Annotated in this window: 18 protein-coding genes; 8 read left to right on the top strand and 10 right to left on the bottom strand. The window is 73.4% G+C overall.

Features of this window, described 5'->3' with window-relative positions:
• Positions 1 to 163: 163 nt before the first annotated feature.
• Together ABZY44_RS07745 and ABZY44_RS07750 are read right to left on the bottom strand one after the other, a co-directional pair.
• Entirely contained in the window at positions 164 to 559 is a 396-nt protein-coding gene (locus ABZY44_RS07745) for an ATP-binding protein (protein ID WP_356650988.1), read from the bottom strand.
• A 44-nt stretch (positions 560 to 603) separates the two neighbouring features.
• Positions 604 to 1,428, bottom strand: a complete 825-nt coding sequence (locus ABZY44_RS07750) for an alpha/beta hydrolase (RefSeq protein WP_356650990.1) — start codon at positions 1,426 to 1,428, stop codon at positions 604 to 606.
• A gap of 249 nt (positions 1,429 to 1,677) precedes the next feature.
• Here ABZY44_RS07750 and ABZY44_RS07755 point away from each other — a divergent pair, with 249 nt between their 5' ends.
• Positions 1,678 to 1,935 carry a hypothetical protein gene (locus ABZY44_RS07755; protein ID WP_356650992.1) on the top strand — a complete coding sequence of 86 codons (258 nt, stop codon included), beginning with the start codon at positions 1,678 to 1,680 and terminating at the stop codon, positions 1,933 to 1,935.
• A 45-nt stretch (positions 1,936 to 1,980) separates the two neighbouring features.
• On the opposite strand, the gene ABZY44_RS07760 is transcribed toward ABZY44_RS07755, so the two are convergent.
• Together ABZY44_RS07760 and ABZY44_RS07765 are read right to left on the bottom strand one after the other, a co-directional pair.
• A complete protein-coding gene (locus tag ABZY44_RS07760; RefSeq protein ID WP_356650994.1) occupies positions 1,981 to 2,307 on the bottom strand; it encodes a hypothetical protein in 327 nt (108 codons plus the stop codon).
• A 100-nt stretch (positions 2,308 to 2,407) separates the two neighbouring features.
• On the bottom strand, positions 2,408 to 3,559 hold the full coding sequence (locus ABZY44_RS07765) for an aromatic acid exporter family protein (protein ID WP_356650996.1): 1,152 nt from the start codon (positions 3,557 to 3,559) through the stop codon (positions 2,408 to 2,410).
• 127 nt (positions 3,560 to 3,686) lie between these two features.
• On the opposite strand from ABZY44_RS07765, the gene ABZY44_RS07770 reads away from it, so the two are divergent.
• Positions 3,687 to 4,802: a glutamate--cysteine ligase gene (locus tag ABZY44_RS07770; protein WP_356650998.1), complete on the top strand. Its 1,116-nt coding sequence runs from the start codon at positions 3,687 to 3,689 to the stop codon at positions 4,800 to 4,802.
• 42 nt (positions 4,803 to 4,844) lie between these two features.
• Here the strand turns inward: ABZY44_RS07770 and ABZY44_RS07775 are convergent, their stop codons facing one another.
• Positions 4,845 to 6,434 carry an NAD(P)/FAD-dependent oxidoreductase gene (locus tag ABZY44_RS07775; protein ID WP_356651000.1) on the bottom strand — a complete coding sequence of 530 codons (1,590 nt, stop codon included), beginning with the start codon at positions 6,432 to 6,434 and terminating at the stop codon, positions 4,845 to 4,847.
• Positions 6,427 to 6,879: an SRPBCC family protein gene (locus tag ABZY44_RS07780; protein WP_356651002.1), complete on the bottom strand. Its 453-nt coding sequence runs from the start codon at positions 6,877 to 6,879 to the stop codon at positions 6,427 to 6,429. Before ABZY44_RS07780 ends, ABZY44_RS07775 begins: the two co-directional genes overlap by 8 nt.
• Before the next feature lie 301 nt (positions 6,880 to 7,180).
• Between ABZY44_RS07780 and ABZY44_RS07785 the strand changes: the two genes are divergently transcribed.
• A complete protein-coding gene (locus tag ABZY44_RS07785; RefSeq protein ID WP_356651004.1) occupies positions 7,181 to 7,660 on the top strand; it encodes an MSMEG_6728 family protein in 480 nt (159 codons plus the stop codon).
• A gap of 162 nt (positions 7,661 to 7,822) precedes the next feature.
• Here the strand turns inward: ABZY44_RS07785 and ABZY44_RS07790 are convergent, their stop codons facing one another.
• Both ABZY44_RS07790 and ABZY44_RS07795 read right to left on the bottom strand, forming a co-directional pair.
• Positions 7,823 to 8,101, bottom strand: coding sequence for a GlsB/YeaQ/YmgE family stress response membrane protein (locus tag ABZY44_RS07790; protein ID WP_356651006.1), 279 nt, complete (start codon positions 8,099 to 8,101; stop codon positions 7,823 to 7,825).
• 108 nt (positions 8,102 to 8,209) lie between these two features.
• Positions 8,210 to 9,436 (bottom strand): spore photoproduct lyase family protein, encoded by a 1,227-nt coding sequence (locus ABZY44_RS07795; protein ID WP_356651008.1) that lies wholly within the window; start codon positions 9,434 to 9,436, stop codon positions 8,210 to 8,212.
• 424 nt (positions 9,437 to 9,860) lie between these two features.
• Between ABZY44_RS07795 and ABZY44_RS07800 the strand changes: the two genes are divergently transcribed.
• The 5 genes from ABZY44_RS07800 (at position 9,861) to ABZY44_RS07820 (ending at position 19,277) form a co-directional block, all read left to right on the top strand.
• Positions 9,861 to 11,642: an N-acetylglutaminylglutamine amidotransferase gene (locus ABZY44_RS07800; protein ID WP_356651010.1), complete on the top strand. Its 1,782-nt coding sequence runs from the start codon at positions 9,861 to 9,863 to the stop codon at positions 11,640 to 11,642.
• Between the two features lie 145 nt (positions 11,643 to 11,787).
• Positions 11,788 to 13,758: a prolyl oligopeptidase family serine peptidase gene (locus ABZY44_RS07805; protein ID WP_356651042.1), complete on the top strand. Its 1,971-nt coding sequence runs from the start codon at positions 11,788 to 11,790 to the stop codon at positions 13,756 to 13,758.
• A gap of 268 nt (positions 13,759 to 14,026) precedes the next feature.
• Positions 14,027 to 16,267: a catalase gene (locus ABZY44_RS07810; RefSeq protein ID WP_356651012.1), complete on the top strand. Its 2,241-nt coding sequence runs from the start codon at positions 14,027 to 14,029 to the stop codon at positions 16,265 to 16,267.
• 431 nt (positions 16,268 to 16,698) lie between these two features.
• A complete protein-coding gene (locus ABZY44_RS07815) occupies positions 16,699 to 17,796 on the top strand; it encodes a glutamate--cysteine ligase (RefSeq protein WP_356651014.1) in 1,098 nt (365 codons plus the stop codon).
• Positions 17,797 to 17,924: 128 nt separating this feature from the next.
• Positions 17,925 to 19,277, top strand: coding sequence for a protein kinase (locus ABZY44_RS07820; protein ID WP_356651016.1), 1,353 nt, complete (start codon positions 17,925 to 17,927; stop codon positions 19,275 to 19,277).
• A gap of 18 nt (positions 19,278 to 19,295) precedes the next feature.
• On the opposite strand, the gene ABZY44_RS07825 is transcribed toward ABZY44_RS07820, so the two are convergent.
• Both ABZY44_RS07825 and ABZY44_RS07830 read right to left on the bottom strand, forming a co-directional pair.
• A complete protein-coding gene (locus tag ABZY44_RS07825; protein ID WP_356651018.1) occupies positions 19,296 to 20,774 on the bottom strand; it encodes a branched-chain amino acid ABC transporter substrate-binding protein in 1,479 nt (492 codons plus the stop codon).
• Between the two features lie 4 nt (positions 20,775 to 20,778).
• Positions 20,779 to 22,779, bottom strand: coding sequence for a hypothetical protein (locus ABZY44_RS07830; protein ID WP_356651020.1), 2,001 nt, complete (start codon positions 22,777 to 22,779; stop codon positions 20,779 to 20,781).
• Positions 22,780 to 22,989: the final 210 nt, after the last annotated feature.

Below are 22,989 nucleotides of genomic sequence, written 5' to 3' on the forward strand. Positions count from 1 at the left end.
GCTTGCTGCAAGGATACGCCGCCCGCTGATCTTCAGAGGAGCTTGTCGGTGTCCCCGTACCGCCCCCCGGACGCACCGGATCACCGGATCAACCGGAGCACCGGAGGCCGCCGGTCGACGACGTGGCCGGCATCGGGGTGCCTCCCCCCGGGAACGGCGGGTCCTACCAGGGGAGGCGCGCGCAGACGATCTTGCCGCCGTCCGGTCCGGGCCGGACGCGGACGTGGCTGGCGAGGCGGTCGAGCAGGAACCATCCCCATCCGCCCGTTCCGTCGGTCCGGGGGGTCCGGGGTTCGGGGGGCCGGGGGCTGTGGTCGGCGACGCATACGTCGATGGAGTCGCCCAGGAGTTCCAGGCGCAGGGCGCAGGGGCCGTTGGTGTGCCGGATCGCGTTGGCGACGAGCTCGGCCACGACCAGGAGCACGTTGTCGGTGCTCGCGCTCTGGGCGGGCGCGCGCACGCGGGTCGCGCGGGCGAGGAAGGCACGCGTGGCCTCACGTGCTGACGCGCAGGGCCGGCCGGTACGGGACAGCGGCTGGTCCAGGACGGCTGTACTCACCTGTTCCTCCTTCTGTCGGGCGGGCCTGTCTGTCGCTTGCCCCGTTATGGGCGAGGAAACCGGGGTGCGGCCATGGGATCGCCGTCCCCGGGTGGGCCGGAACGCTCGACGCGCTCGAGCCACTCCGTGAGGAGGGCGCGCAGGAGCGCCGGCTGCTCGTGGGGAAGGGCGTGCCCGGCGTCGTCGACCACGGCGAGCGAGGCGTGGGGGTACTGGTCGAGGAGGTCGGCAGCGGCGGCGTACCCGACCGTCGAGTCCAGTCGTCCCGCCACGATCACGGTCGGACCCGCGTAGGGCGGCGCGTGACCGGGCGTCAGAGCCCACCGTTCGCCGATCCGCTCGAGCGCCGCCTCGTCGACGAGCGCCGCGGCCGGGGCGACGTGGTGCTCGTACCGTTCGAGCATCTCCGGGGTCTGGACCACGAAGTAGCTCCGGAAGACGTCGTCGCCGATCCCGCCTCCGGCGACGACGCGGTGCTGCGGCACGTCGCGCAGCCCCGGCAGCAGCGGGCACACGAGCGCCAGACCGGCGACCTCCGCCGGGCGCCGCGCGGCCATCGCCCGCGCGTAGTGCGCGCCCGCCGAGTGACCGATGAGCAGGTGCCCGGTCCCGCCGGTGACCTCGTCCGCGAAGGCGAGCAGCGTGTCGAGGACCTCGTCCGCGCCGCGCAGCGTTTCGGGGGCGGCGGTCCGGCCCGTGCCCGGCAGGTCGGGATAGATCCGCCGCAGCCCCGGGACACCGGCGAGAACCGGCTCGAAGCAGGCCTCGGCCTCGCGGTGGTCGACCCCCGCGCCGTGCAGGACCAGCACGGGGCGGCCCGTCCCGTGCTCCACGAAGTGGATCACCACCTGCCCCGCACGGATCTCCATCCGCGCATGCTAGTCGCGCGGGCGGCACGGAGACGCGATCCGGAGGAACGGGCAGGTCCGCGCACGGGCACCGGGTCCGCGGCGAAGACCGGGGTATCCGGCTCCCGGACCTCGCAGCGGGGATACGGTGGGGTCACCAGCCAGAGAGAGCCCAGGAGCCCCGGATGAGCCAGGAGTCGGCCACCGTGCCAGCGCTCGACCGTCAGCCCCGCGATGCCCCCGTAGGCCGCCTCGCCCACGGGCGGCCCCGTGTCGCCTGAGCGCGCCGCGCGCCGCTCGCGCGTCGTCATGGTGGAACCCGCGCTCACGCAGCTGGCCGAACTCACGGCGGACGAGACGCACCGCCTGGACCGCGCGATCGTCGCCGTCAGCGTCAACCCCGAGCTCGGCACCGAGGTGCCCGGCACCCTGCTGCGCGACTACGCGGACGAGATCGACGGGGTCCGGGTGATCTACTACGTCACCGCCTTACGGACCGTCACGATCGTGGCGTACGTCGAATCCTGAACCCGGGGCCCGGGGCCCGGGGTCGAGGTCCTCGCCGGCGCGTGCTCAGGGCGGGCCGTGGCGCTCGTCCAGCGCCGCCAGGCCGTCCCTCCAGCGGGCCCGGCGCTCCGCGTCGGTCTGTTCCCACCAGGGGGTGCCGCGTTCGCCGAGGGCGACCTTCGCCGTGTGCACGCGTTGCCTGGCTTCGCGCTCCGCCCCGTCGTCGTGCGCCCGCAGCGCGGCGCCGACGGCACGCCGGGCCGCCATCAGGTGCTTGCGCAGGCGCGCGTCCGCATCGGCGGGCAGGTCCGGGTCGGTGGCGCGCCAGCGCCTGCCGTCGACGAGGACGTGATGTCCGTCCGGGGTGTGCTCCGGCGGGGGCCTTCGCGTCATCGGGACGGCATGGGATCGGCTCCTGACGCCTGGGCGGGGTCGCACCCATCGTGGACGTGGAAGCCGCCGGTCGCATGCCGGGCGCGTCCTTCGGGGCGGTTCAGGCGTGACCGAGGACGCGTTGGCCCGAGCGGAGCTCGTCGAGGAGGCGTGCGGCGTCGGTGAGCAGGGTGCCCTGGAGCGTCGGGGCCGCGGACGGGCCTTCCGGGCGGGTCAGGGAGCCCTTCTCGACCTCGTCGAGCCGGGACGCCGCATCCTCGATCAGGTGGGCGAGGCGGTCGTCGTCGGTGTGCACCGCCTGCCCTATTTCCTCCATCGCGGCGGCCGAGGTCCTCAGCACGGAGGCGAAACCCCGGCGGAAGGACGGCGGCAGGTCCTCGATCTCCCGGCTCTCGACGGCGTGGTCCAGGGTGCGCGTGATGGAACGCAGGTGGTCCAGTGAGCGCTGGGCCACGGTGACCGACTCGCGGGTCCGGGGGAGGGCCCGGGCGGCTCCTTCGAAGCTGCGGCGGGGATTGAGGACGCCGTTCTCCTCCTCCGCCTCGATGTTCCGGTGGAGGGTGTCGCACGCGCGGGAGAGGCGGCGCCAGTCGTGGCGCCACTGCCGTACCCGGTCGCCGTCAGGGTCCGCCGCCTCGAAGGCGTCGGCCAGCGCGCGGATCCGTTCACCCACTTCCGCGTAGAGGCCGGCGGCCGCCGTCTGCCGGTGCCGGGCGTGGCGCGCGGGAGCCAGGACGAGGTGGGCGGCGAGGCCGCAGACGGCGCCGATCGCCACCGAAGCGGCCAGGTGGCCGATGTAGTCGATCCTCCCCTGACCGGAGGAGAAGGCGAAGAAGCCCACGATGGCGACCTGGGTGCCCTGCCGGCCCAGCCGCCGGACGCGGCCGATCCAGAGCGCTGCCAGGGTGAGGAGACCGAAGGTCCAGCTGTGGATGCCCGCGCCGGCCGCCAGGGCGGCGGCCAGCGTGGCGCCGACCGCCATGGCCAGCGCGTACTGGGCGCAGTCACGCAGGGAGCGGTACACGGTCGCCTGCAGGGCCACCATCGCCGTGTACGGCGCGAACGTCGCGACCGCCGGGGGCAGGACGTAGCGGGCCAGGGTCCACGCCACCATCGCCGCCACGACGGTCTTCGCCCCCAGGAGCAGGTCGTCCCGCTCACTGCCCGGCGTCCGTACACCCCGCCACGCGTACGCGGCGGCCCGCGCGGCCGCCGACGCCGCTCTTCCCGGTGCACTGGGCCACGTCGGCACGATGCATCACCTCCCCGCTGCCGTGTGCCCTCCTGACGCGCGACGACGCGCCGGCCCGGGTTGCGGCATGGCCCGGTCGGCGCGGGGCAGGTGCAGCGCAACGGACGGTCGATCGACAGGTGGCGACATGCGAAGCGTTGGGGTGGAAGAGGAACTGCTGCTCGTGGACGCGCGGACGGGTGCTCCGCTCGCGGTCTCGGGGGCGGTCCTGGCGGCGGCGGAGCGGTTCGCCTGGCGGCGCCCCGGCATCGGCGGGCGGCCGGACCACGAGTTCGAGAAGGAACTGCAGAGGGAGCAGGTGGAGTTCGCCACCAAGCCGGTCACGGAGATGGGCGAGCTCCAGGAGGAGATCGTCCGCATCCGCGGCCAGGCCGCCCGCCACGCGGCGAGCGCCGGCGCCGTGGTGGCGGCGCTCGCGACATCGCCGCTCCCGGTGCAGCCCTCCCTGAACGCCGGGCCGCGCTACCGGTGGATGGGCGAGCAGTTCGGACTGACGGCGCAGGAGCAGCTGACGTGCGGCTGCCACGTCCACGTGTCGGTCGCCTCGGACGAGGAGGGCGTCGCGATCCTGGACCGCATCAGGCCGTGGCTGGCCGTTCTGACGGCGATGAGCGCGAACTCCCCCTTCTGGCAGGGCGAGGACAGCGGGTACGGAAGCTACCGGAGCCGGGTGTGGAACCGGTGGCCCTCGGCCGGCCCCGTCGACCTCTTCGGCTCGGCCGACCGCTACCACGAGCAGGTCAGCGCCATGATCGAGACCGGGGTGCTGCGCGACGAGGGCATGGTCTACTTCGATGCGCGCTTGTCGGCCACCTACCCCACGGTGGAGGTCCGGGTCGCCGACGTCTGCCTCGACGCCTCCACACCCGTCCTGATCGCGGCCCTCGTCCGCGGCTTGGCCGAGACCGCGTCCCGGGCCTGGCAGGACGGGCAGCCTCCGGCCAGAACCGGTACGAGTCTGCTGCGACTGGCCTCCTGGCGGGCCGGACGCTCGGGTCTCGACGGACCTCTCCTGCACCCCGTCACCATGCGCCCCACGTCCGCCGAGGAGGCCGTCGAGGCCCTGTACCAGCACGTGCGCGAGGCACTGCGCGACCACGGCGACGACGAGCGGGTCCGGGAGGCCCTGGCGCACCTGCACGAACGGGGGAACGGCGCCCGTGTGCAGCGGCGGTTGCACGACGGCGGACAGCCCCTCGCGTCCGTCGTCACCCGATGTGCGGAGCTGACGATCGGGCCCTGAGGCGGTGCACGGTCCCCCGCGGGGCCGTACGAGGCCGGGCCGTCAGACGCGCTGGGCGCGGTGGAGCACGCAGTGCAGCCCGCGGGACCGCAGGGCGGCCCGGGCGGCGTTCGCGCCGGGGGCGCCGTGGACACCTCCGCCGGGGTGGGCGGCGGCGGAGGCCAGGTAGAGGTTCCTGACGGGCGTCTCGGGGCGGCCGCTGCCGGGGGTGGGGCGGAAGACCAGCTGTTGGTGCAGGGCGGTCGTGCCGTTGTTGATGGCGCCGTTGCGGAGGTTCTCGTCCAGGGACTGGAGGGTGGTGGGGGCCAGGACGCGGCGCGCGGCGATCAGCGCGCGGAAGCCGGGTGCGAAGCGCTCCACCTGCGCCTCGATCCGGTCGGCCATGGCTTCCTGCTCGCGGGCGTCCCACGTGCCGGTGATGCCGTCGGGGCCCGCGTCGGCGGTGATGCGCTGCGGGAGGTGGGTGTAGGCCCACGCCGATTCCGTGCCGGCGGGCGAGCGGCTGGGATCCGCGGTGGTCATCTGGCCGAAGAGGGCGAACGGCTCGTCGGGAACGCGGCCGGTGGCGACCTGGGAGGCGAAACGGGTGAGACCGTCCACGCCGTCGGCGACGTGGACGGTCCCCGCCCCGGCCGCTCCGGGCGCCGTCCACGGCACCGGGCCCGAGAGGGCCCAGTCGACCTTGAAGGTCGCGAAGTCCCACTGGAAGCGCTCCAGGTCCCGCAGGAGGCGGGAGGGGAGGTGCTCCTCGCCGACGAGGTCCCGGTACAGGGCCGGCGCCGAGGTGTCGGCCAGCACGGCCCGGCGGGCGGCGACCGTTTCCCCGCCCGCGGTCCTGACCCCGACGGCGGTGCCACCCCGTACGACGACGGACGCGACGCGCTCCCCGCAGCGCAGGACGCCCCCGCGACGCAGCAGCCGGCTCACGAGCGCGTCCGTCAGGGCGCCGGCGCCTCCGACGGGGACGGGGAAGCCGTGGCTCTGGCCGAGCATCGACATCAGCCACCCGAAGCCGCCGCTGCCCGCCGCCTCGGGGGCCAGGTCGGCATGGAGGGCGTTGCCCGCGAGCAGGAGCCGGCCGCCCTCCCCGGCGAACTCCTCCTCGCCGAGGCGGCGCACGGGCAGGGCCAGTCTCCTGGCCAGCCGCAGCCCCCCGGAGGCGCGGAGCTTCGCGGCCAGCCGCAGCCCGGAGCGCACCGGCGGGAAGGGGGTGAACAGGGCCTGCACGAGATCCGGCCCGAGCCGGCTCCAGGTCCGGTACATGCGCTGCCAGGAGTCGCCGTCGGGGGCCGCGAACCGGGCCAGCCCGGCGCAGGTGTCCTGCAGCCGGCGCTCCAGCACCGCGCACCGGCCGTCCGGGAGGGGATGGGCCAGCACGGCGGGCGCGTGGCTCCAGCGCAGGCCCTCCGCGGCGAGGTCGAGGCGGGCGAGGACCGGGGAGGCGGCGGCGAGCGGGTAGAAGGCGCTGAAGACGTCCGAGACGTAGTCGGGGTGCACCCCGCGGTCGCTCTTCACGGCGCCTCCGGGCTCCGCCTGCGCCTCCAGGACCTCCACGCTCCACCCGGCGTCGACCAGCACGTTCGCGGCGACGAGGCCGTTGGGCCCGGCGCCGATCACCACCGCGTCAGGCATGGAGCACCTCGTGCGGCCGCTCCTCCACGAGCTTGGCCAGACGGGCCAGCATGCCGCGGTGCCTGAGTTGCAGGGCCGCTTCGCTCACCGGGTTGTGCAGCATCCCTCCCACGCCGCGCAGGGGGTGTTCGTCGCAGACGACGAGCGTCTCCTCGCCCCACGGCCTGAGCTGGAGGAAGATCCTCGCCGTGCCGAGGGACTTGAACCGTGCCTCCAACTCCAGCTCCCGGCCGGTCTCCTGGTGGCGGACGGTCGTCGTGCCCTCGGCGGACCAGGGCCCCAGCCGGATCGTGTAGCGCAGGCGGGCACCCGGGGCGGGCCAGGTCTGGTCGAGCGGCGTGGACTCGGACGGGCCCACCACCCACTCCCCGTACAGGGCCGGATCGGCCAGCACGGCCCACACCGTACGGGGGCTGCGCCGGATGAGCTGATGACGGACGGCCACGGGGGCTCCTCCTCCTGCCGGAACGGTACGGGCGGGCCCGGCGCGCGGCCGGTCCCGCCCGTTCTCGCACTGCCGCCGCGGCGCCGTCGAGCCGTCGAGCGGCCCTCGACGCCGCGCTCCTTCATGGTGCGCGTACCCCGCTCACCCCGCATGTCACGCGGACGCGGCCCCCGGGGACCGGCCGTGCGCAAGGGTTTCGCCGTGCGCGTCTGGCAGGCTCGCGGGGCGACACACGAGACGCGACTCGACGGCCGCGGGGTCCTCGGGCACCGCAGCCGTCGGCGTACCGGAGAGAGGCCGCATGCAGACGTTCCTTCCGTTCCCGTCGTTCGACGCCTCGGCAGCCGTGCTCGACGCCCGCAGGCTCGGCAAGCAGCGGGTCGAGGCCGTACAGGTGCTGCGCGGCCTGATCGTTCCGGGCTACGGATGGCGCAGGCACCCGGCGGTACGGATGTGGGCGGGGTACGAGGAGGCCCTCGTCCGGTACGGGCTGGAGATCTGCGGGGTGTGGACGGCCGGGGGACGCGCGGACACCTGCGCCGTCACCCTGGTCCAGGACTTCGGGGCGTGGCCGCCCGGGGGAGGGCCGCGGACGCAGGAGCAGCTGGCCGCCGCCGGGGACCTTCCGCCCTGGCTGGGCGCCGCGGACTTCCACCGGAGCCATCAGTCCGCGCTGGTGCGCAAGGACCCGGACTTCTACCGGGAGCGCTTCCCCGGTGTACCGGACGACCTTCCGTACGTATGGCCCCGGTCGGACCGGGAGGCGGACGGTACGTCGTGAGGGGGGCCCGGGGGAGTGCGGGCCGAGCCGACGGACCGACGGGCGTACGCCTCTTAGGCGACGGCAGCCCCGGACCGGCCCGCACACCACTGGTGCCGTGACCGGCGAACGCTCCCGGTCACGGCACCAGTCGGCCGTCGGTCGCAGGGCTCGCGACCGCGATCAGGCATGCCGGTGGGAGCGCGAGTTCCCGGTGACGAGGCGGTAGAGGGCCAGAAGGATGACGGAACCGACGATGGCGGCGATCCAGGTCGAGAGGTCGAAGAAGCCGTCTATGGAGTCGACGCCGAAGATGACCTTGCCGAGCCATCCGCCGAGCAGGCCGCCGGCGATACCGATGAGCATGGTGATGATGATGCCGCCGGGGTCCTTGCCCGGCATGATCGCCTTGGCGATGAGGCCGGCCAGCAGTCCGATGAGAATCCAGGCGATGATGCCCATGACGTGTCTCCTACCGTGTGGGACAAGGCTCGTTGTCAGATCGCTTCTGCACTCGTTCCGCGCTTTCAAACGTGTGCCGAGAGCGGTTCGTCCGACGGGCCCGCGCGGTCAGAAGGCGTAGCGGATCCGCAGCCACGGGGCGTGGGAAGCCACCAGGCGCCGGATGGTGTCGACGGCCGCCGCCTTGTCGGAGTTGCGGTACCGGACGTTCCAGCTGCCATTCTCGGAACGTTTGGCCTGCTGGAGATCGGGCCGCCACAGCATGTCCTCGGCGCGCGGGTGCCAGGCCAGGTTCAGCTCGTGGAGCTCCCTGTTGTGCGTCAGCATGATCACCTCCGCCGCGGCCTGCTCCTTCACGGCGCGGGGAAGGACGTCGTCCATGTGCCGCAGCAGGCGCGTCCAGTCCCCTTCCCAGCCGGGCCGGATGACGACGGGAGAGAGGTTGAAGTGCACCTCGTACCCCGCTTCCAGGAAGTCCGCGGCCGCCTCGAGGCGCTGCTCGACCGGGCTGGTGCGGATGTCCAGCACCCGCGAGTCCTGCGGGGGCATCACCGAGAAGCGGATCCGGGTGCGGCCGCGCGGATCGAGCAGCAGCAGGTCCGGGTTGACGAACTTCGTGGCGAAGGAAGCCTTGGCCGTGGGCCAGCGGGAGAACGCGTGCACCAGATCCGCGGTGTTCTCGCTGATGAGGGCGTCCACCGAGCAGTCGTTGTTCTCGCCGATGTCGTACACCCAGGCGGTCGGATCGCACTGGTTCGGCTCCCGCTTGTGTCCCTGCCGTGCGACGTGCCGGCCCAGGTGGGCGATGATCTGCTCGATGTTGGTGAACACGGTGACCGGGTTGGCGTAGCCCTTGCGCCGCGGCACGTAACAGTAGGCGCACGCCATCGCGCACCCGTTCGCCGAGCCGGGGGCGATCCAGTCGGCCGACCTGCCGTTCGGCCGTGTGGTGAGGGTCTTCTTCTCGCCCAGGACGAGGACCTCGCTCTTGATGCGGACCCAGCGTTCGAGGTTGCCCGCGTTGCCGTGGAGCTGCGGGATGCGCCAGTGCGAGTCCACGTCGATGACCCGGGCCTCGGGGAAGCGGGCGAGGATCTGCCGCCCGCGCGGCGAGGCCGCGGCTGCCGGCTCCGCGTGGATCTCGCGTACCGAGAGCATCCGGCGGGCCCCGGGAGAGTCACGGAACGAGGGCCCGACGAGCGGCCGCGGTGAATTCGGTCCGGCGCGGTCGGGGCCGCCGTGCAGGTCCTCCAGCCCGAACAGCGTGCCCTCGTCGCCGCCCGCGGGCGTGAGGGGAAGCCGCCGGGGCCCGGCGGGCGACGGGGACTGGCCCATGAGTGCACTCCGAGGGGTGGCGCCCGGCGAGGTGAGCGCACCGGCAGGCGGCGACGGGGCCGGTGGGGCCGAGCGGATCGGCGGCCGGCTGGAAACGCTCCAGTCTAGGCCGCCCCTTCCGGATCTTGCCGGCCCTGCCCGCGGCGCCGGGCGTCGCGGGCCCCGGCACGATCCGGAAGAGACGGCCGGGGCGCCGGGCGTGTGTGCGGCGCGGATCGGTGGGGCCGCTCACGGCGTCCGCATAAGGGACGCGCGGGCGGGCAGGCGCCCCTGTGTCGATCACCCGTTCGGGCCGACCCGACCAGCGGCGGCCCTGCCGGTACAGGAGTGTAGTGATGGAGTACGTGACCAAGTCGTCCACGGAGAGCGAGGCACCCCAGGTGTGGCACCCCCGAGGTACCGCCGTGAGCGTGGCAGGTGCTCCGTGTGCGGCTTGAGCGGTGAGGTACGTTTCGACGGCAGACGGCCCGACCTGGCCGCCGTCGAGAGAATGACGGACGTCCTGGAGCCGCGGGGACCCGACGGCAGAGGGGCCTGGTCGCAGGGCGCGGTGGCCCTGGGGCATCGGCGCCTGAAGATCATCGACCTTTCCGAGCGCGGCGCCCAGCCCATGACCGACGCACAGCTCGGCCTCACCGCCGTCTTCAACGGCTGCGTCTACAACCACCGTGAGCTGCGCCGGCGCCTCGAAGGACTCGGGCACCGGTTCTTCTCCGACTCCGACACCGAGGTGGTCGTCAAGGCCTACGCCCAGTGGGGGTGGGAGTGCGTCGAGTTCCTCGTCGGCATGTTCGCCTTCGCCATGGTCGAGCACCACACGGGCCGTGTCGTCCTGGGCCGCGACCGGCTCGGCATCAAGCCCCTGTACGTCACCGAGGACGGCGAGCGCCTGCGCTTCGCCTCCTCCCTGCCGGCCCTGCTGGCGGGCGGGGGAGTGGACACGTCCCTCGATCCGGTGGCGCTCCACCAGTACCTGAGCTGGCACGGCACGGTCCCGGCGCCCCGCACCGTGCTGAACGGCGTGCGCAAGGTCCCCCCGGCCACCGTCCGCGTCGTCGAGCGGGACGGAAGCCACCGTGACCACTGCTACTGGCAGCCCTCGTACACCAGGCACTCCGAGCTCGGCGAGGATCCGGTGCTCTGGCGGGAAGCGGTGCACGACGCGCTGCGCACGGCGGTACGACGGCGCACGGTCGCGGACGTCCCCCTGGGCGTGCTCCTCTCCGGCGGGCTGGACTCCAGCATCATCGTGGCCCTGCTGGCCGAGGAGGGGCAGGAGGACGTGGCGACCTTCGCGATGGGTTTCGAGGCGGAGAACGGTGAGGAGGGGGACGAGTTCGCGTATTCGGCCATGGTCGCCCGCAGGTTCTCGACCGACCACCACCAGTTCATGATCCCCTCCGACCGGCTCCCGTCGGCTCTCGAGGCCGCCATCGGCGCCATGAGCGAACCGATGGTCAGCCACGACGCCGTCGCGTTCCACATGCTGTCGGAACAGGTCTCCAAGGAGGTCAAGGTGGTGCTGTGCGGCCAGGGCGCGGACGAGGTCTTCGCCGGCTACCACTGGTATCCGCAGATCGCCGCGGCCAACCGGCGGGACGTGGACGAGGCCTACGCGACCGCCTACTTCGACCGTACGCACCCCGATCTCACGGCCATGCTGGACCCCGGGTTCGCCGTCGGCCACGACGCCTCGACGGACTTCGTCCGCACCCACATGACCGCCTCCGGCGCCGAGACCGCGCTCGACGCGGCCCTCCGGATGGACGTCCACGCGCTCATGCCGGACGATCCGGTCAAGCGGGTCGACAACATGACGATGGCCTGGGGCCTGGAGGCGAGGGTGCCGTTCCTGGACCACGAACTCGTCGAGCTGGCCGCGGCCTGCCCTCCCCGGCTGAAGCTCGCGCAGGGCGGCAAGGCCGTGCTCAAGGACATCGGACGCACGCTCCTGCCCCGGGAGGTCGTCGACCGCCCGAAGGGCTACTTCCCGGTGCCCGCGGTCCGCAACATGGCGGAGCCCGTGCTGGTCCGCGTACGCGACGCGCTCACGGCCCCGGAAGCACGCCGGCGCGGCGTCTTCGACCAGGACTTCGTCGAGCAGCTGCTCGCCCACCCCAACAGCCGGCGCACGAAACGCGGGGCCAACACCCTGTGGCAGGTGGCATCGTTGGAGATCTGGCTACAAGCGCACGGTGTCCGCTGAGCGCCGGCATCCGGAAGCGGAAGCCGGTGTACCGACCGACGCCCCGGAGCACATGAAACCTCCCGTGGAACACGCGCACGCCACCGCCCGCGGGGCGGCGGCCCGTGCTGCCGCGTCGTCCGCACCGGCGCCGGTCCCCGTGCGGATGCCCGACCACCACGGCGACGATCCACCGACCCTGCTGACCGCCCACGGGTGCTGGTACCCGGCAGCCGACCCCACGGGTGAGCGCGTGGCGTTCATCTGCGACCGTGCCGGTGTCCCCCAGCTGTGGAGCGGTCCCGCCCGGGAGGGCGACGCCCACGTGCTGGACGACGACCCGGACCCGGTGACGGAGGTGTCCTGGTCACCCGACGGGCGCTGGATCGCCTACACCTCGGCGCCGGGCGGCGGCGAACACACCAGGGTCCTGGTGGTGCGCCCGGACGGAACCGGGCGGCAGGTGCTCGCGGGCGCGGAACCGGGCAGTTCGGCGCACCTCGGGTGCTGGACGCGGGACGGCACCGCCCTCGCGGTCACGGTCGCCCAGCACTCCCCTGCGGGCACGGAGCACGGCGGACCGGGGCGTACGGCCGGAGCGGGCCCGCCGGTGGCGGGCGGTGCGCCGGTCGCCGACCTCGGCCCGGTGCGCAGGGGCGGTCTGGCCGCCTACCTGCTGGACCCCGACGGGGCCGCCGGGCCGGTCCTCCTGTTCAGCGAGGAGGGAGCGGCCTCCCTCCGGGTGTGCGACACCAGTGCGGACGGCCGCTTCGCGCTCGTCCGCCGGGGCCCGCGCGGCCGCCGTGAAGCCCTCGTGCTCGACACCCTCTCGGGCCGCACGACCTTCGCGCTGCACGTCGCCGACGGGGACCCCTGGATCGGCCGGTTCGCCGCCGACACGCGGACCCTGTGGCTGCGCAGCGACGCGGATCGGGAGTTCGCGGCCCTGCTCAGGGTCGGCCTGGACGAGGGCGGCGCCTCGCAGGGCCTGTCCGTGGCCGCCGAGAGGGAGAACTCCGCCCTCGACCTGCTCAGCGTGCCCGACCACGGCCGGTGGGCCCTCCTCGCCTGGAACGCGCACGGCGCGACCGAACTGGAGAGCGTGGAGCTCCCCCCGAGCCCCATGGACGGCGCCGTCGTGCCGTACCACCATCCGGTCCTGCCCCACGAGGTGGTGACCCGCATCGCGGCCCTGGAGCGCGGCGGCCTGTTCGCCGCGCTGTCGGGCTCCCGGCGCAGGCCCGGAATCTGGGAGCTCGACGAGGCCTACGCGCCGACGCGCACGAGCTGGTCGGCACGGGACGAGGACGCCGTCCCGCCCGGGCGGCCTCCCGTACGCCCGAGCGCCCTGCGCTGCGAGGCCCGCGACGGGCTGGTGCTCGGAGGCTGGTACTACCGTGCGCCCGGCCGGGACGCGGGCCGGCCGGGCCCGTGCGTGATCCACCTCCACGGCGGCCCGGAGGAACAGGAACGCCCGGTGTTCAACCCGCTGTACCACGAACTCCTCGGCCGGGGCCTGGACGTGTTCGCCCCCGACGTCCGCGGTTCGTCCGGCTGGGGCCGGTCCTTCGTGGACGCCGACCTCGGCGCCGGCCGGTTCGCCGCGATCGACGACGTCGCCGACTGCGCCGCCCACGTGGTCGCGCTGGGGTACGCCGACCCCTTGAACCTCGGCGTGATGGGCCGCTCGTACGGCGGCTACCTCACCATGGCCTCCCTGGTGTGGCATCCGGAACTCTTCCGGGCCGGGGTCGCCGTATGCGGGATGTCGGACTTCGCCACGTTCTTCGCCGGAACCGAACCGTGGATCGCACAGTCCGCCGCCGCGAAGTACGGGCACCCCGAACGCGACCGGGAACTGCTCCGCGCCCTGTCCCCGATGAGCCGCATCGACCAACTGCGCTCTCCCGTGCTGGCCGTTCACGGCGAACACGACACCAATGTCCCGCCGGCGGAATCGGAGCAGTTCGTCCGGGCGGCCCGCGACCGCGGCGTCCCGGCGCGGCAGTTGACGCTGCGCGACGAGGGCCACGAGTTCCTGCGGGCGGACAACCGGCGCCTGTACCGGCGTACCGCCGCGGACTGGCTGGAACAGCACCTCGGTCCGAGCCGGGCCCGCCTGACCGGGCCCGCCTGACCGGGCCCGCCTGACCGGGCCGGCGAATCCCCCGTGCCGGCGAAGCCGTGTCCGGTCCGGTCCGACGCCGCCTCGGCTCCCCGCAGATTCGAATCGACCGGGTTCATCGCGGTGAAGGGGGTAGGCGGTCGGCACGCGCAGCCGCTCGACCGAGGGGCAGACGCCGTGAACGCCGCGGAGGCGGGTGACGCACCCCCCGCCCCCGTTTGAGAGCGGCCGCTTCCCGGTCATGGCTGACACGTCCACTCAACCGTTCCTTGGAGACACGATGACCACGAAGCACAGCCCCGCGGCCTCGGAACCGGGCGAGGACGGCCTGCCGGGCAAGCCGGGCCCGGTGTCCCCGCCCGTGGCCGAGCCGACCCGGCCGGTACAGCCGCTGCCGCCCAAGGCCGACCAGGAAGGGCCGGAGACGGTGAGTCCGACCGGCCAGGCCACGGGGGCGGAGCAGGGGCGCACGGCGCAGAGCGGCGCCTACCTCACCACCGCCCAGGGCGCCCGGCTCCACGACAGCGACCACTCCCTGAAGGCCGGAGCACGCGGTCCGGTCCTGCTCCAGGACCACCACCTGCGCGAGAAGATCACGCACTTCGACCACGAGCGGATCCCCGAGCGGGTGGTCCACGCGCGCGGCGCGGCCGCGCACGGCGTCTTCAAGGGCTACGGCACGGCCGGCGAGGTGACGCGGGCCGCCTTCCTGGCGAAGGGCGTGGAGACGCCGGTGTTCGTCCGGTTCTCCACCGTCCTCGGCTCGCGCGGCTCGGCCGACACGGTGCGCGACACCCGCGGTTTCGCGACGAAGTTCTATACGGACGAGGGCACCTTCGACCTGGTCGGGAACAACATCCCGGTGTTCTTCATCCAGGACGCGGTCAAGTTCCCCGACATCATCCACGCCGGCAAACCCCACCCGGACCGGGAGATCCCCCAGGCGCAGAGCGCGCACGACACGTTCTGGGACTTCGTGTCCCTGCACACCGAGGCCACCCACCACACCCTGTGGAACATGTCCGACCGCGGCATCCCGCGGTCCTACCGGATGATGGAGGGCTTCGGGGTCCACACCTTCCGGCTGGTCAACGCGGCCGACGAGAGCGTGCTCGTGAAGTTCCACTGGAAGCCGAAACTGGGCGTGCACTCCCTGGTCTGGGAGGAAGCCCAGCTGATCAACGGGATGGACCCCGACTTCCACCGCAGGGACCTCTTCGACGCCATCGAGTCCGGCGCGTTCCCGCAATGGGAACTGGGCATCCAGGTCTTCCCCGACACCGCCGACCAGACGTTCGAGGGCATCGACCTGCTCGACCCCACGAAGTTGGTCCCGGAGGAGCTCGCGCCGGTCCAGCCCATCGGGCTGATGACCCTGAACGCCAACACCAAGAACTACTTCGCCGAGACCGAACAGGTCGCCTTCCACCCCGGCCACCTCGTACCCGGCATCGACGTCACCGACGACCCGCTGCTCGCGGGGCGCCTCTTCTCCTACCTCGATACGCAGATCAGCCGGCTCGGCGGCCCCAACTTCGGCCAGATCCCGATCAACCGCCCCCACGCCCCCGTCAACGACATGCTCCGCGACGGCATGCACCAGAGCGCCGTGCACACCGGCGTCGCCCCCTACCGGCCCAACAGCCTCGACGGCGGCTGCCCCTTCCTCGCGGGCGCCGACACGAGCGCCTTCATCGAGACACCCGTCAAGGTCCCGGCGGCGAGCAAGGTCCGTGAGGCACCCGCCTCCTTCTCGGACCACTTCTCCCAGCCCCGGCTGTTCTGGCTCAGCATGACCCCGCCGGAGCGCGAGCACGTCATCGCCGCCTACACCTTCGAACTGAACAAGTGCTACGAGCAGGCCGTCAAGGAACGCACCCTGGCGGTGCTCGCGAACATCGACCCCGAGCTGTGCGAGAAGGTCGCCGAAGGCCTCGGGCTGCCGGCGCCCGCCGCCACCGCGCCGCTCGCCGCCGTGGAGCCCAGCCCCGCACTCAGCCAGCTGGGGGAGACCTGGCCGGTCGACGGACGCGTGATCGGCATCGTCGCCGACGCGGAGGCCGACCTCGACGCGGTGCGCACCGCCCGGCAGGCCGCCCTGGACGCGGGCATGGTGCCCCTCGTCATCGCCCCGGCCGGCGGCACCCTCGCCACCGGCGGCGACCCGATCGCCGTCCAGCGCACCTTCGCCACCGCCCGCTCCGTCGAATTCGACGCCCTCCTCCTGGCCGGGGCGCCCCAGGCGGCCCCCGACGCCTACGGCGCCCGCGACGCCAAGGCCGGCACCGCCCTCCCCCCGCGGGCTGCCGACCCGCGCGTCGTCCTGCTCCTCACCGAGACGTACCGCCACGGCAAGGCCATCGGCGGACTGAACGGCGCCCGGGACCTCCTCGAGGCGTGCGGCATCGGCGCCGACGAGGCGGGCATCGCCCTGGGAGAGGACGGCGCGGCCCTCGTCGGGACCCTGGCCGCCGCCCTGGCCGCGCACCGCGCCTGGGACAGGTTCCCGCCCGCGGTCTGATCTCGTTCAGGACGCAGGGCAACGGGTCCCCGCCGCGGCGGGGACCCGTTCGCGGTCCGGGGCGCACGTCCGGCCAGGACGCGCCCGCGGGCCGGTGCGCCGACTCCGGGAGAGGCGCGATGCGGACCGCGTCCTCTTCGAAAGCCCACTGGTGTCACCCAGATCCTCCGCGGCCCGCAGCAGCGGGCTGCGCACGGCTGCCCCAACAGCCAGTCGACCAGCCCCGTACCCCACCGGTACGGAAGCGAAGCCGCACCACGGCTTCGGAGAGTGAGTCGATGTAACGCTTCGTGAGTCGTCCGCCTTGCGGACCGTGCCATGGGCCGAACGGGTTCACACCCTCACCGGACGGCCCCGGAACCGCGGCGCGACACTACGCCGGACCGGGCCGGTCGGGGGTGATCATGGAGCGCGCGGGTACCCGTAATGAGGTGATCACCTTGGGAGTCGAAGAAGAGTATCTGCTGGTCGACCCGGTCACCGCCGTACCGACTCCGCTGGAGGAGGAGGTGTGCCGCACGGCCGGTCTCGGGCCCCTCGCGGAAGCGGGGGAGGTCCAGGACGAGCTGCTCCAGGCGCAGATCGAAGTGGCCACTCCCGTCTGCTGGAACCTCGACGAGGTCGGCGGCCACCTGCTCCGGCTGCGCCACGCGCTGGCCTCGGCCGCCGAGGCCAACGGCTGCCGGATCGCTGCGACGGGCGCGGCGCCCGTGCGCGGGTCCCTGCCCGTACCCGTCACCCGGACGCCCCGGTACCTGAGGATGGAGGACGAGGCGCGGCAGCTGGTGGACGAGCAGCTGATCTGCGGGATGCACGTCCACGTCGGGATCCCCGATGCGGAGACGGGCGTGGCCGTACTGAACCGCATCCGGGTGTGGCTGCCGACGCTGCTGGCCATGTCCGCGAACTCGCCCCTGTGGGACGGACGGGACACCGGGTTCGCCAGCTGGCGGACCATCGTCTTCGGGCGGTGGCCCGTCAGCGGTCTGCCCCCGCACTTCCAGGGGCTCGCCGACTACGAACGACGCCTGGAGGGGCTGGTGTCCTCCGGAGTGATCGCCGACCGGGGACAGGTCTACTGGCAGGCGAGACTCTCCGACCGCTACCCGACCGTCGAGGTGCGCTGCCTGGACGTGCAGCTGCGGGCCGACGACGCCGTGATGCTCGCCGGTGTCGTCCGCGCCCTGGTCGCCACGGCGATCGCCGAGGAGAAGGCGGGCATGCCGCCGGCCACCCCGGCCGATCCGGAACTGGTGCAGGCCGCGAACTGGCACGCGGCCCGCTACGGACTGAACGGCACCCTCGTGGACCCGCAGGGCCGCCCGCGCAGCAGCGGCGACGTCCTGGCCTCCCTCATGCGGCACATCACACCGGCCCTGGAAGGCGCGGGAGATCTCCGGGAGGTGAGCGCCCTCGCGCACCGGCTGTTGCGGGAGGGCACCCCCGCGGACCGCCAGCGCCGCGCCGTGGCGGACGGCGGGATGCCGGGGCTGATCGCCCTGCTCACCGGCGCCGCGCCCTCCGACTGAGCGGAGGCGCTCAGGCCGCAGGCCGGGGCCGCGGAGGTTCGCGCCCGGTGCGCAGTCCGCGCCCGGTGCGTAGGAGGGCTCCCGGCGGGTAGGGGCGCGACACTGCCCGCCAGTGGAGGAGGACCCGCATGCCGGCCCGGCCCGTCCCCGCGACAGGAGCACCTCCCCGCCACGACACCCTGCTCGGAGGTCGCTACCGGCTCCTGTCCCTCATAGGGTCCGGCGGTACGGCGGACGTGTTCCGCGGCGTCGACCAGCTGCTGGGGCGCGAGGTGGCCGTCAAGGTGTTCCGCGAGGGCGCGGAAACGGTCACCGCCGACCGCTTCTGCGACGAAGCCCGCACCCTGGCCCGCCTCTCCCACCGCGCCCTCGTCACCGTCTACGACGCCGGGCGGCACGGACAGGGCGCGTACATGGTCACCGAGTTGATCCGCGGCGTCACCTTGCGCACCCGAATGGACGCGGGCCCGCTCAGCCCGGTCCAGGTGACGCGCCTCGGCGCCGAGATATCCTCGGCCCTCGACCACGTCCACGCCCACGGCATCATCCACCACGACGTGAAACCCTCCAACGTCCTGCTCCGCGAGGACGGGTCCCCGCGCCTGGCCGACTTCGGGCTGTCCAGGACCGTGTCCGACCAGTCCCACGGCGCACCGGACGTACTCGTCGGCACACTCGCCTACATGGCCCCCGAGCAGCTCCTCGGCCGGGGCGCGAGCACGGCGAGCGACATCTACGGCCTGGGGGTGACCCTCCTGGAAGCACTCACCGGCCACCGCCTCTATCAGGGGACGCCCGTCGAGGTCGCCACCGCCCACCTCCTGCACCCGCCCCCCATCCCCGAGGGGCTGCCGGGCGACCTCGGCCGCGTGCTGAAGGCGATGACCCACCAGGATCCCCGGGCACGCCCCGACGCCGCCGCCGTCCACCTGCGCCTGCGGGACGCCGTGGCGCCGCCCGCCCCCCGGGCCGTGGTGAGCGCGGCCGGTGCGGACACCGCCACGCACCGCTCACCGGTGCCGTTCCCCACCGGGATCCCGGCCGCGGAACCCTCACCACAGCCCGCCCCGGCCCGCCGGAAGGCCCCGGCCCGCCGGAAGGCCCCGCGCCATCGGCGGCGTGCGGCTCTCATGGGCCTCGCGGCGGTGAGCACGGTCAGCGCCTGCGCACTGCTGTTCGGTGGCTTTCCGGCAGGTGAAGAGGCAGCTCCGGATTCCCCCCTCGGGCAACTGCCACCCGCAACGAAGGAGGCCGACGTGGCGGGCGCCCGGCCGACGCCGCCCCTTCCCGCGTCCTCGGGGTCCACGACGCAGCTCCCGGCCGCGGCATCGCCCGCCGCCCCGGAACCCCCGGCGTCCACCGGCTCCGCCGGCTCGTCCTCCGGGGAGCCGGGCGGTGACCGCCCGGCGAAGGCCCCGGAGCCGCCCGGGAGCAAGGAGCATCCGGGGAAGGCGAAGGCCAAGAAGGACAAACGCCGGTGAACGAGCCGGCGCCCCGGGTCACTGTTCCTGCGGCGGCTTGCCCTCCGCTGCGGACACCTCGACGAATTCGACCTGGCCCTTACCGTTGAGGCGCAGGATCGGGACGGCCTTGTTGCGAGGATTGCCGTTGTTCTGGAAGGAGATGAACCCGCTGGCCCCGGCCACCTGCTGGGTGCCGTCCATCTGGTGGAACATCCGCGCCACCGCGTCCCCGACGACCTGCCCCTGCCAGCGGGCGGCCATCTGGATGCCGTGGGCCGCCGCGAGGACCGCGTCGTGGCCCATCAGCGCTCCGCCGTCCTCACGGGGATCGTGGGGGAACCACTGGTCCAGCAGCCCGCCCGGCTGGAAGTTCTTCGCGGACGGCGCGGACACCGCCTGCGGAGCCGAACGGTACATGTCGGGGTGGGAGAGACCGGTGTAGAGCACCTCGATGCCCGTCCCGGCGGCGCGGGCGAGCTGATCGGCGTTCAGGTTGGTCGTGTCGTCCCCGGTGAACACGGTGAACTGCTGGTCGGTGCAACTGCGGTTGGCCAGCGCGTCCAGGAAGTGCGTCAGGTGCTGGCCGCGCCCCGCGAAGTAGACGACCTGCGGACGCTGCTGACACAACTGGCCCGGCATGTAGCGCAGTTCGTTCTGCCAGGCGCTGCTGACGGAGGAGTCGTACGTCATGCGTTCCGCGACGAGCCTGTGCTGGGGGCCGTCCTGGAAGGCCTTGGTGAAGGCGGTGCCCAGGGTGGACGCGTAGAGGTCCCCCTGCGCCACGTCCTGGATGACGACGGCGGTGGTGACGCCGCGCCGTTTGAGGTAACCGGCCCCCGCGTACGCCTCGTCCTCGTTGGTGGGGGCGATCCGGACGAAGCCGTTGATGCCCTGGATGTCCGTGGCGGTCAGGGTGGCGCCGACCATGGCGACCCCGTGTTCGGAGAGGCGCTTTATGGCCGCGAGGTTCTCGTCGGTGCTCGGGCCGAGGCCGGCCACCGCGACGAGCCGGTCGGGGGAGTCCTTGCGGGCGATCAGCTCGTCGACGGTGTGCTTCCACTGAGCCGACTGGCTGCCGGGGTTGGCGATCAGCAGGCGGATCTTGGGGGTGGCGGCGAGGTCACCCTGGTTGTGCCGGTACTGGGCGAGGTAGGCGCCCTGGAGTTCGTGGCGGACGCCCTCGGCGGAGTTGCTGTCCTCGGCGGTGGTCGTGAAGGACGTGAAGTAGGCGACGCTGACGTACGGTTCCTTGTCCGCGTTGGCGAGGACCCGGCGGTTCTCCTCCTCGATCTTCCTGCTGACGGCGTCGAGGTGCGGCGCGAAGACGTACGAGCCGTCGCTCACTCCGACGCACTCGTCGTCCGGACCCAGTTCGACGATCCCGTCGGCGCACCTGGCCTGGCGTTCCTGGAGCCAGCCGACGCCCAGCCAGAGCGCCGCGACCAGGACGACGGCCGCGGTGGCGGCGAGGGCGACGCGGCGTACGACGTGCAGGGGCCATTCGAGTCTGGGCATGCGCTCAGCCCTCCCAGCCGGCGGTCTGGGGATCGCGCCAATGACGGTACCGCTCGGACTCGTTGAACAGGGCCACGATGTCGTTCCTCCGCAGTTGGGACAGCTGGGTGTAGCCGTCGGCGATCATGGCGCCCAGTCGCATGGCGGGGTCGGCGAGCGGATCGCTCCACACCCAGCGGGTGGTCACCAGGGTGTGGATCACGGACTCGGTGTCCATCACGCGCCCGGGCCGGCGCGGGACGAGCCCGGCGAGCAGCTCCAGCGGTCCGCTGTCGGCGGGGAGGCGGTTCGGCGCGGCGGTGATCGTGTCGAACTCGGAGATCCACTGCGCGGCCGGTACGGCGGTGAACCGCCGCGTCAGGTGCGCGGTGACCTCCGCGGTCCGCCCGCGGGCGAGCTGGTGGTACATCTCCTGCACCGGTTTGCCCTCGGCGCGGTAGTGCTCCGCGAGGAGTTCGTGCGCGGCGTCCCACCCGCCGGGGCGTGCGGCCAGCCGCCACAGGAGCAGCCGGCGCAGCCACGGGTGGAGTACGGGGACGACGGCGACGGGTCCCGTCAGCAGCCAGCGGGCGCGGATGTCGCCGAACAGGGAGTCGTCGGGGCTGAGCAGGCGCGTGGCGACGGAGAAGTCCCGGGCGGCGGCGCATTCGGCGAGGGCGGCGCGCTGGGTTCCGTCGAAGTCGCGCAGGAGGTGGCCCAGGGCGGTGTCCGCGAGCGTGGCACTGTCCTCCCCGGTGCGCAGCGGGCGGTCGGGCAGGGTCCGCAGCCAGACGTCCTGCTGGGGGCCCGAGTCCGGGGGCGGGCCGGCCTGGCGCAGTACGTCGAGCACCTGGTGGACGGCGCGCGGGAGGCCTCCGGTCAGGCGGTGCACGAACGGGGTGAGACGGGTCAGCGGGGCCAGGTCGCTGTGCCCGCCGAGCTGGAGCTCGATCCGGATCCGCACCTCGTCCAGGTTGAGGTCGCGCAGCCGTAACGGATACCACCAGGTGTCCTCGCTGTCGCGCGTCGGCCGGTGGGCGTTCCAGTCGGCCAGGGAGGCCCGGTCGGGGCCGCGCAGCTGCCAGGGCCAGGAGTCCCCGGTGGCCGGACCCCAGCGGGGCAGCCAGCGGTTGGAGCTGGCGACGACGGTCAGCGGGTCGCTGGCGTGGCCGGCCACCACCGTCTCGTCGTGCCGGGAGCGCAGCAGCAGGTCGAGGAAGCGACGTCCGTACTCGGTGTGGGAGTTGTCGAGCAGCAACAGGTAGGAGCGGGGCATGAAGTTGCGCGCGGTGTTGCGCCTGAGGTCCTCCAGGAAGGCCGAGAAGAGGACGAGGTCGAGCCGCTCCTGTTCGTTCTCGTCCCCCTCGTGGCGCCAGAGGTTGAGCTCCACGAGGGCTTCCATGGGGTCCGCGCTGCGGGTCATGGGATGGCGTCCGTACCAGTGGGCTCCGGCCGTGAGCCGGTTGCCCAGCCTGCCGCCGAGCAGTCCGGGCATGGTGCGGCGGCCGCGCCGCAGGGCGTCCTGGAAGAGGGCGAGGGCGGCGGTGGAGGCACCTTCGGGCATGCCCACCGCGCCCATCCCCACCTCGAAGAAGGCGGCCAGGTAGTCGCCGTGCCGGGCCTCGTTCTCCTCCTGGAAACGGTCGAGCTGGCGCTGCACCGCGCGCCGGCCCTCGGCGAGGCTGCGCATGCGCAGCTCCTGGTCGGAGGCGAGCAGGCCGAGGCTGAGCAGCGGGAAGTGGGAGCGGCCGTAGCGGGGCAGCTTGCGTTCGAGCTGGCGGGCCAGGAGCCCGAGGGCGTAGCGGGGCAGCAGCGACTGGGCCCCGCCGAAGTTGACGAAGGCGAAGGGGTAGTCGGGCCCGAAGCGCTCCATGAGCGCGCTGTGCGCCTCGCTGGCTCCGCTGCCGGCCGGGCCGAGGAGCATGGTCAGGGGCCGCTCGGCCGTCGGCTCCTCCTTCAGGCACACGTCGACGAGCGACAGGATGCCGCTGCGGCCCCGCAGGCCCATGCCCGTACCCGGCTCCATCACGTGTGATCCCCCCCAGGACTACGTTTGGCGAGGAGTAGAGAGTGCCATCCGGAGCCGGTGCCGGACAGGGGTTTCCGCACCTTGATTCCTTCGGGTCGGGGGCGGGAGGCCGCCAAGCCCGCCCGCCGACCGCCCACCGGGAGCGCCCCCGGGGGCGGGGGGGGCGCGCCCCACGGCGCCGGGGACGCGACCAGCGCGGAAACGAAC

Origin of the sequence: Streptomyces sp. NPDC006544 (assembly GCF_040611715.1) — a bacterium.
Classification (GTDB): Bacteria; Actinomycetota; Actinomycetes; order Streptomycetales; family Streptomycetaceae; genus Streptomyces.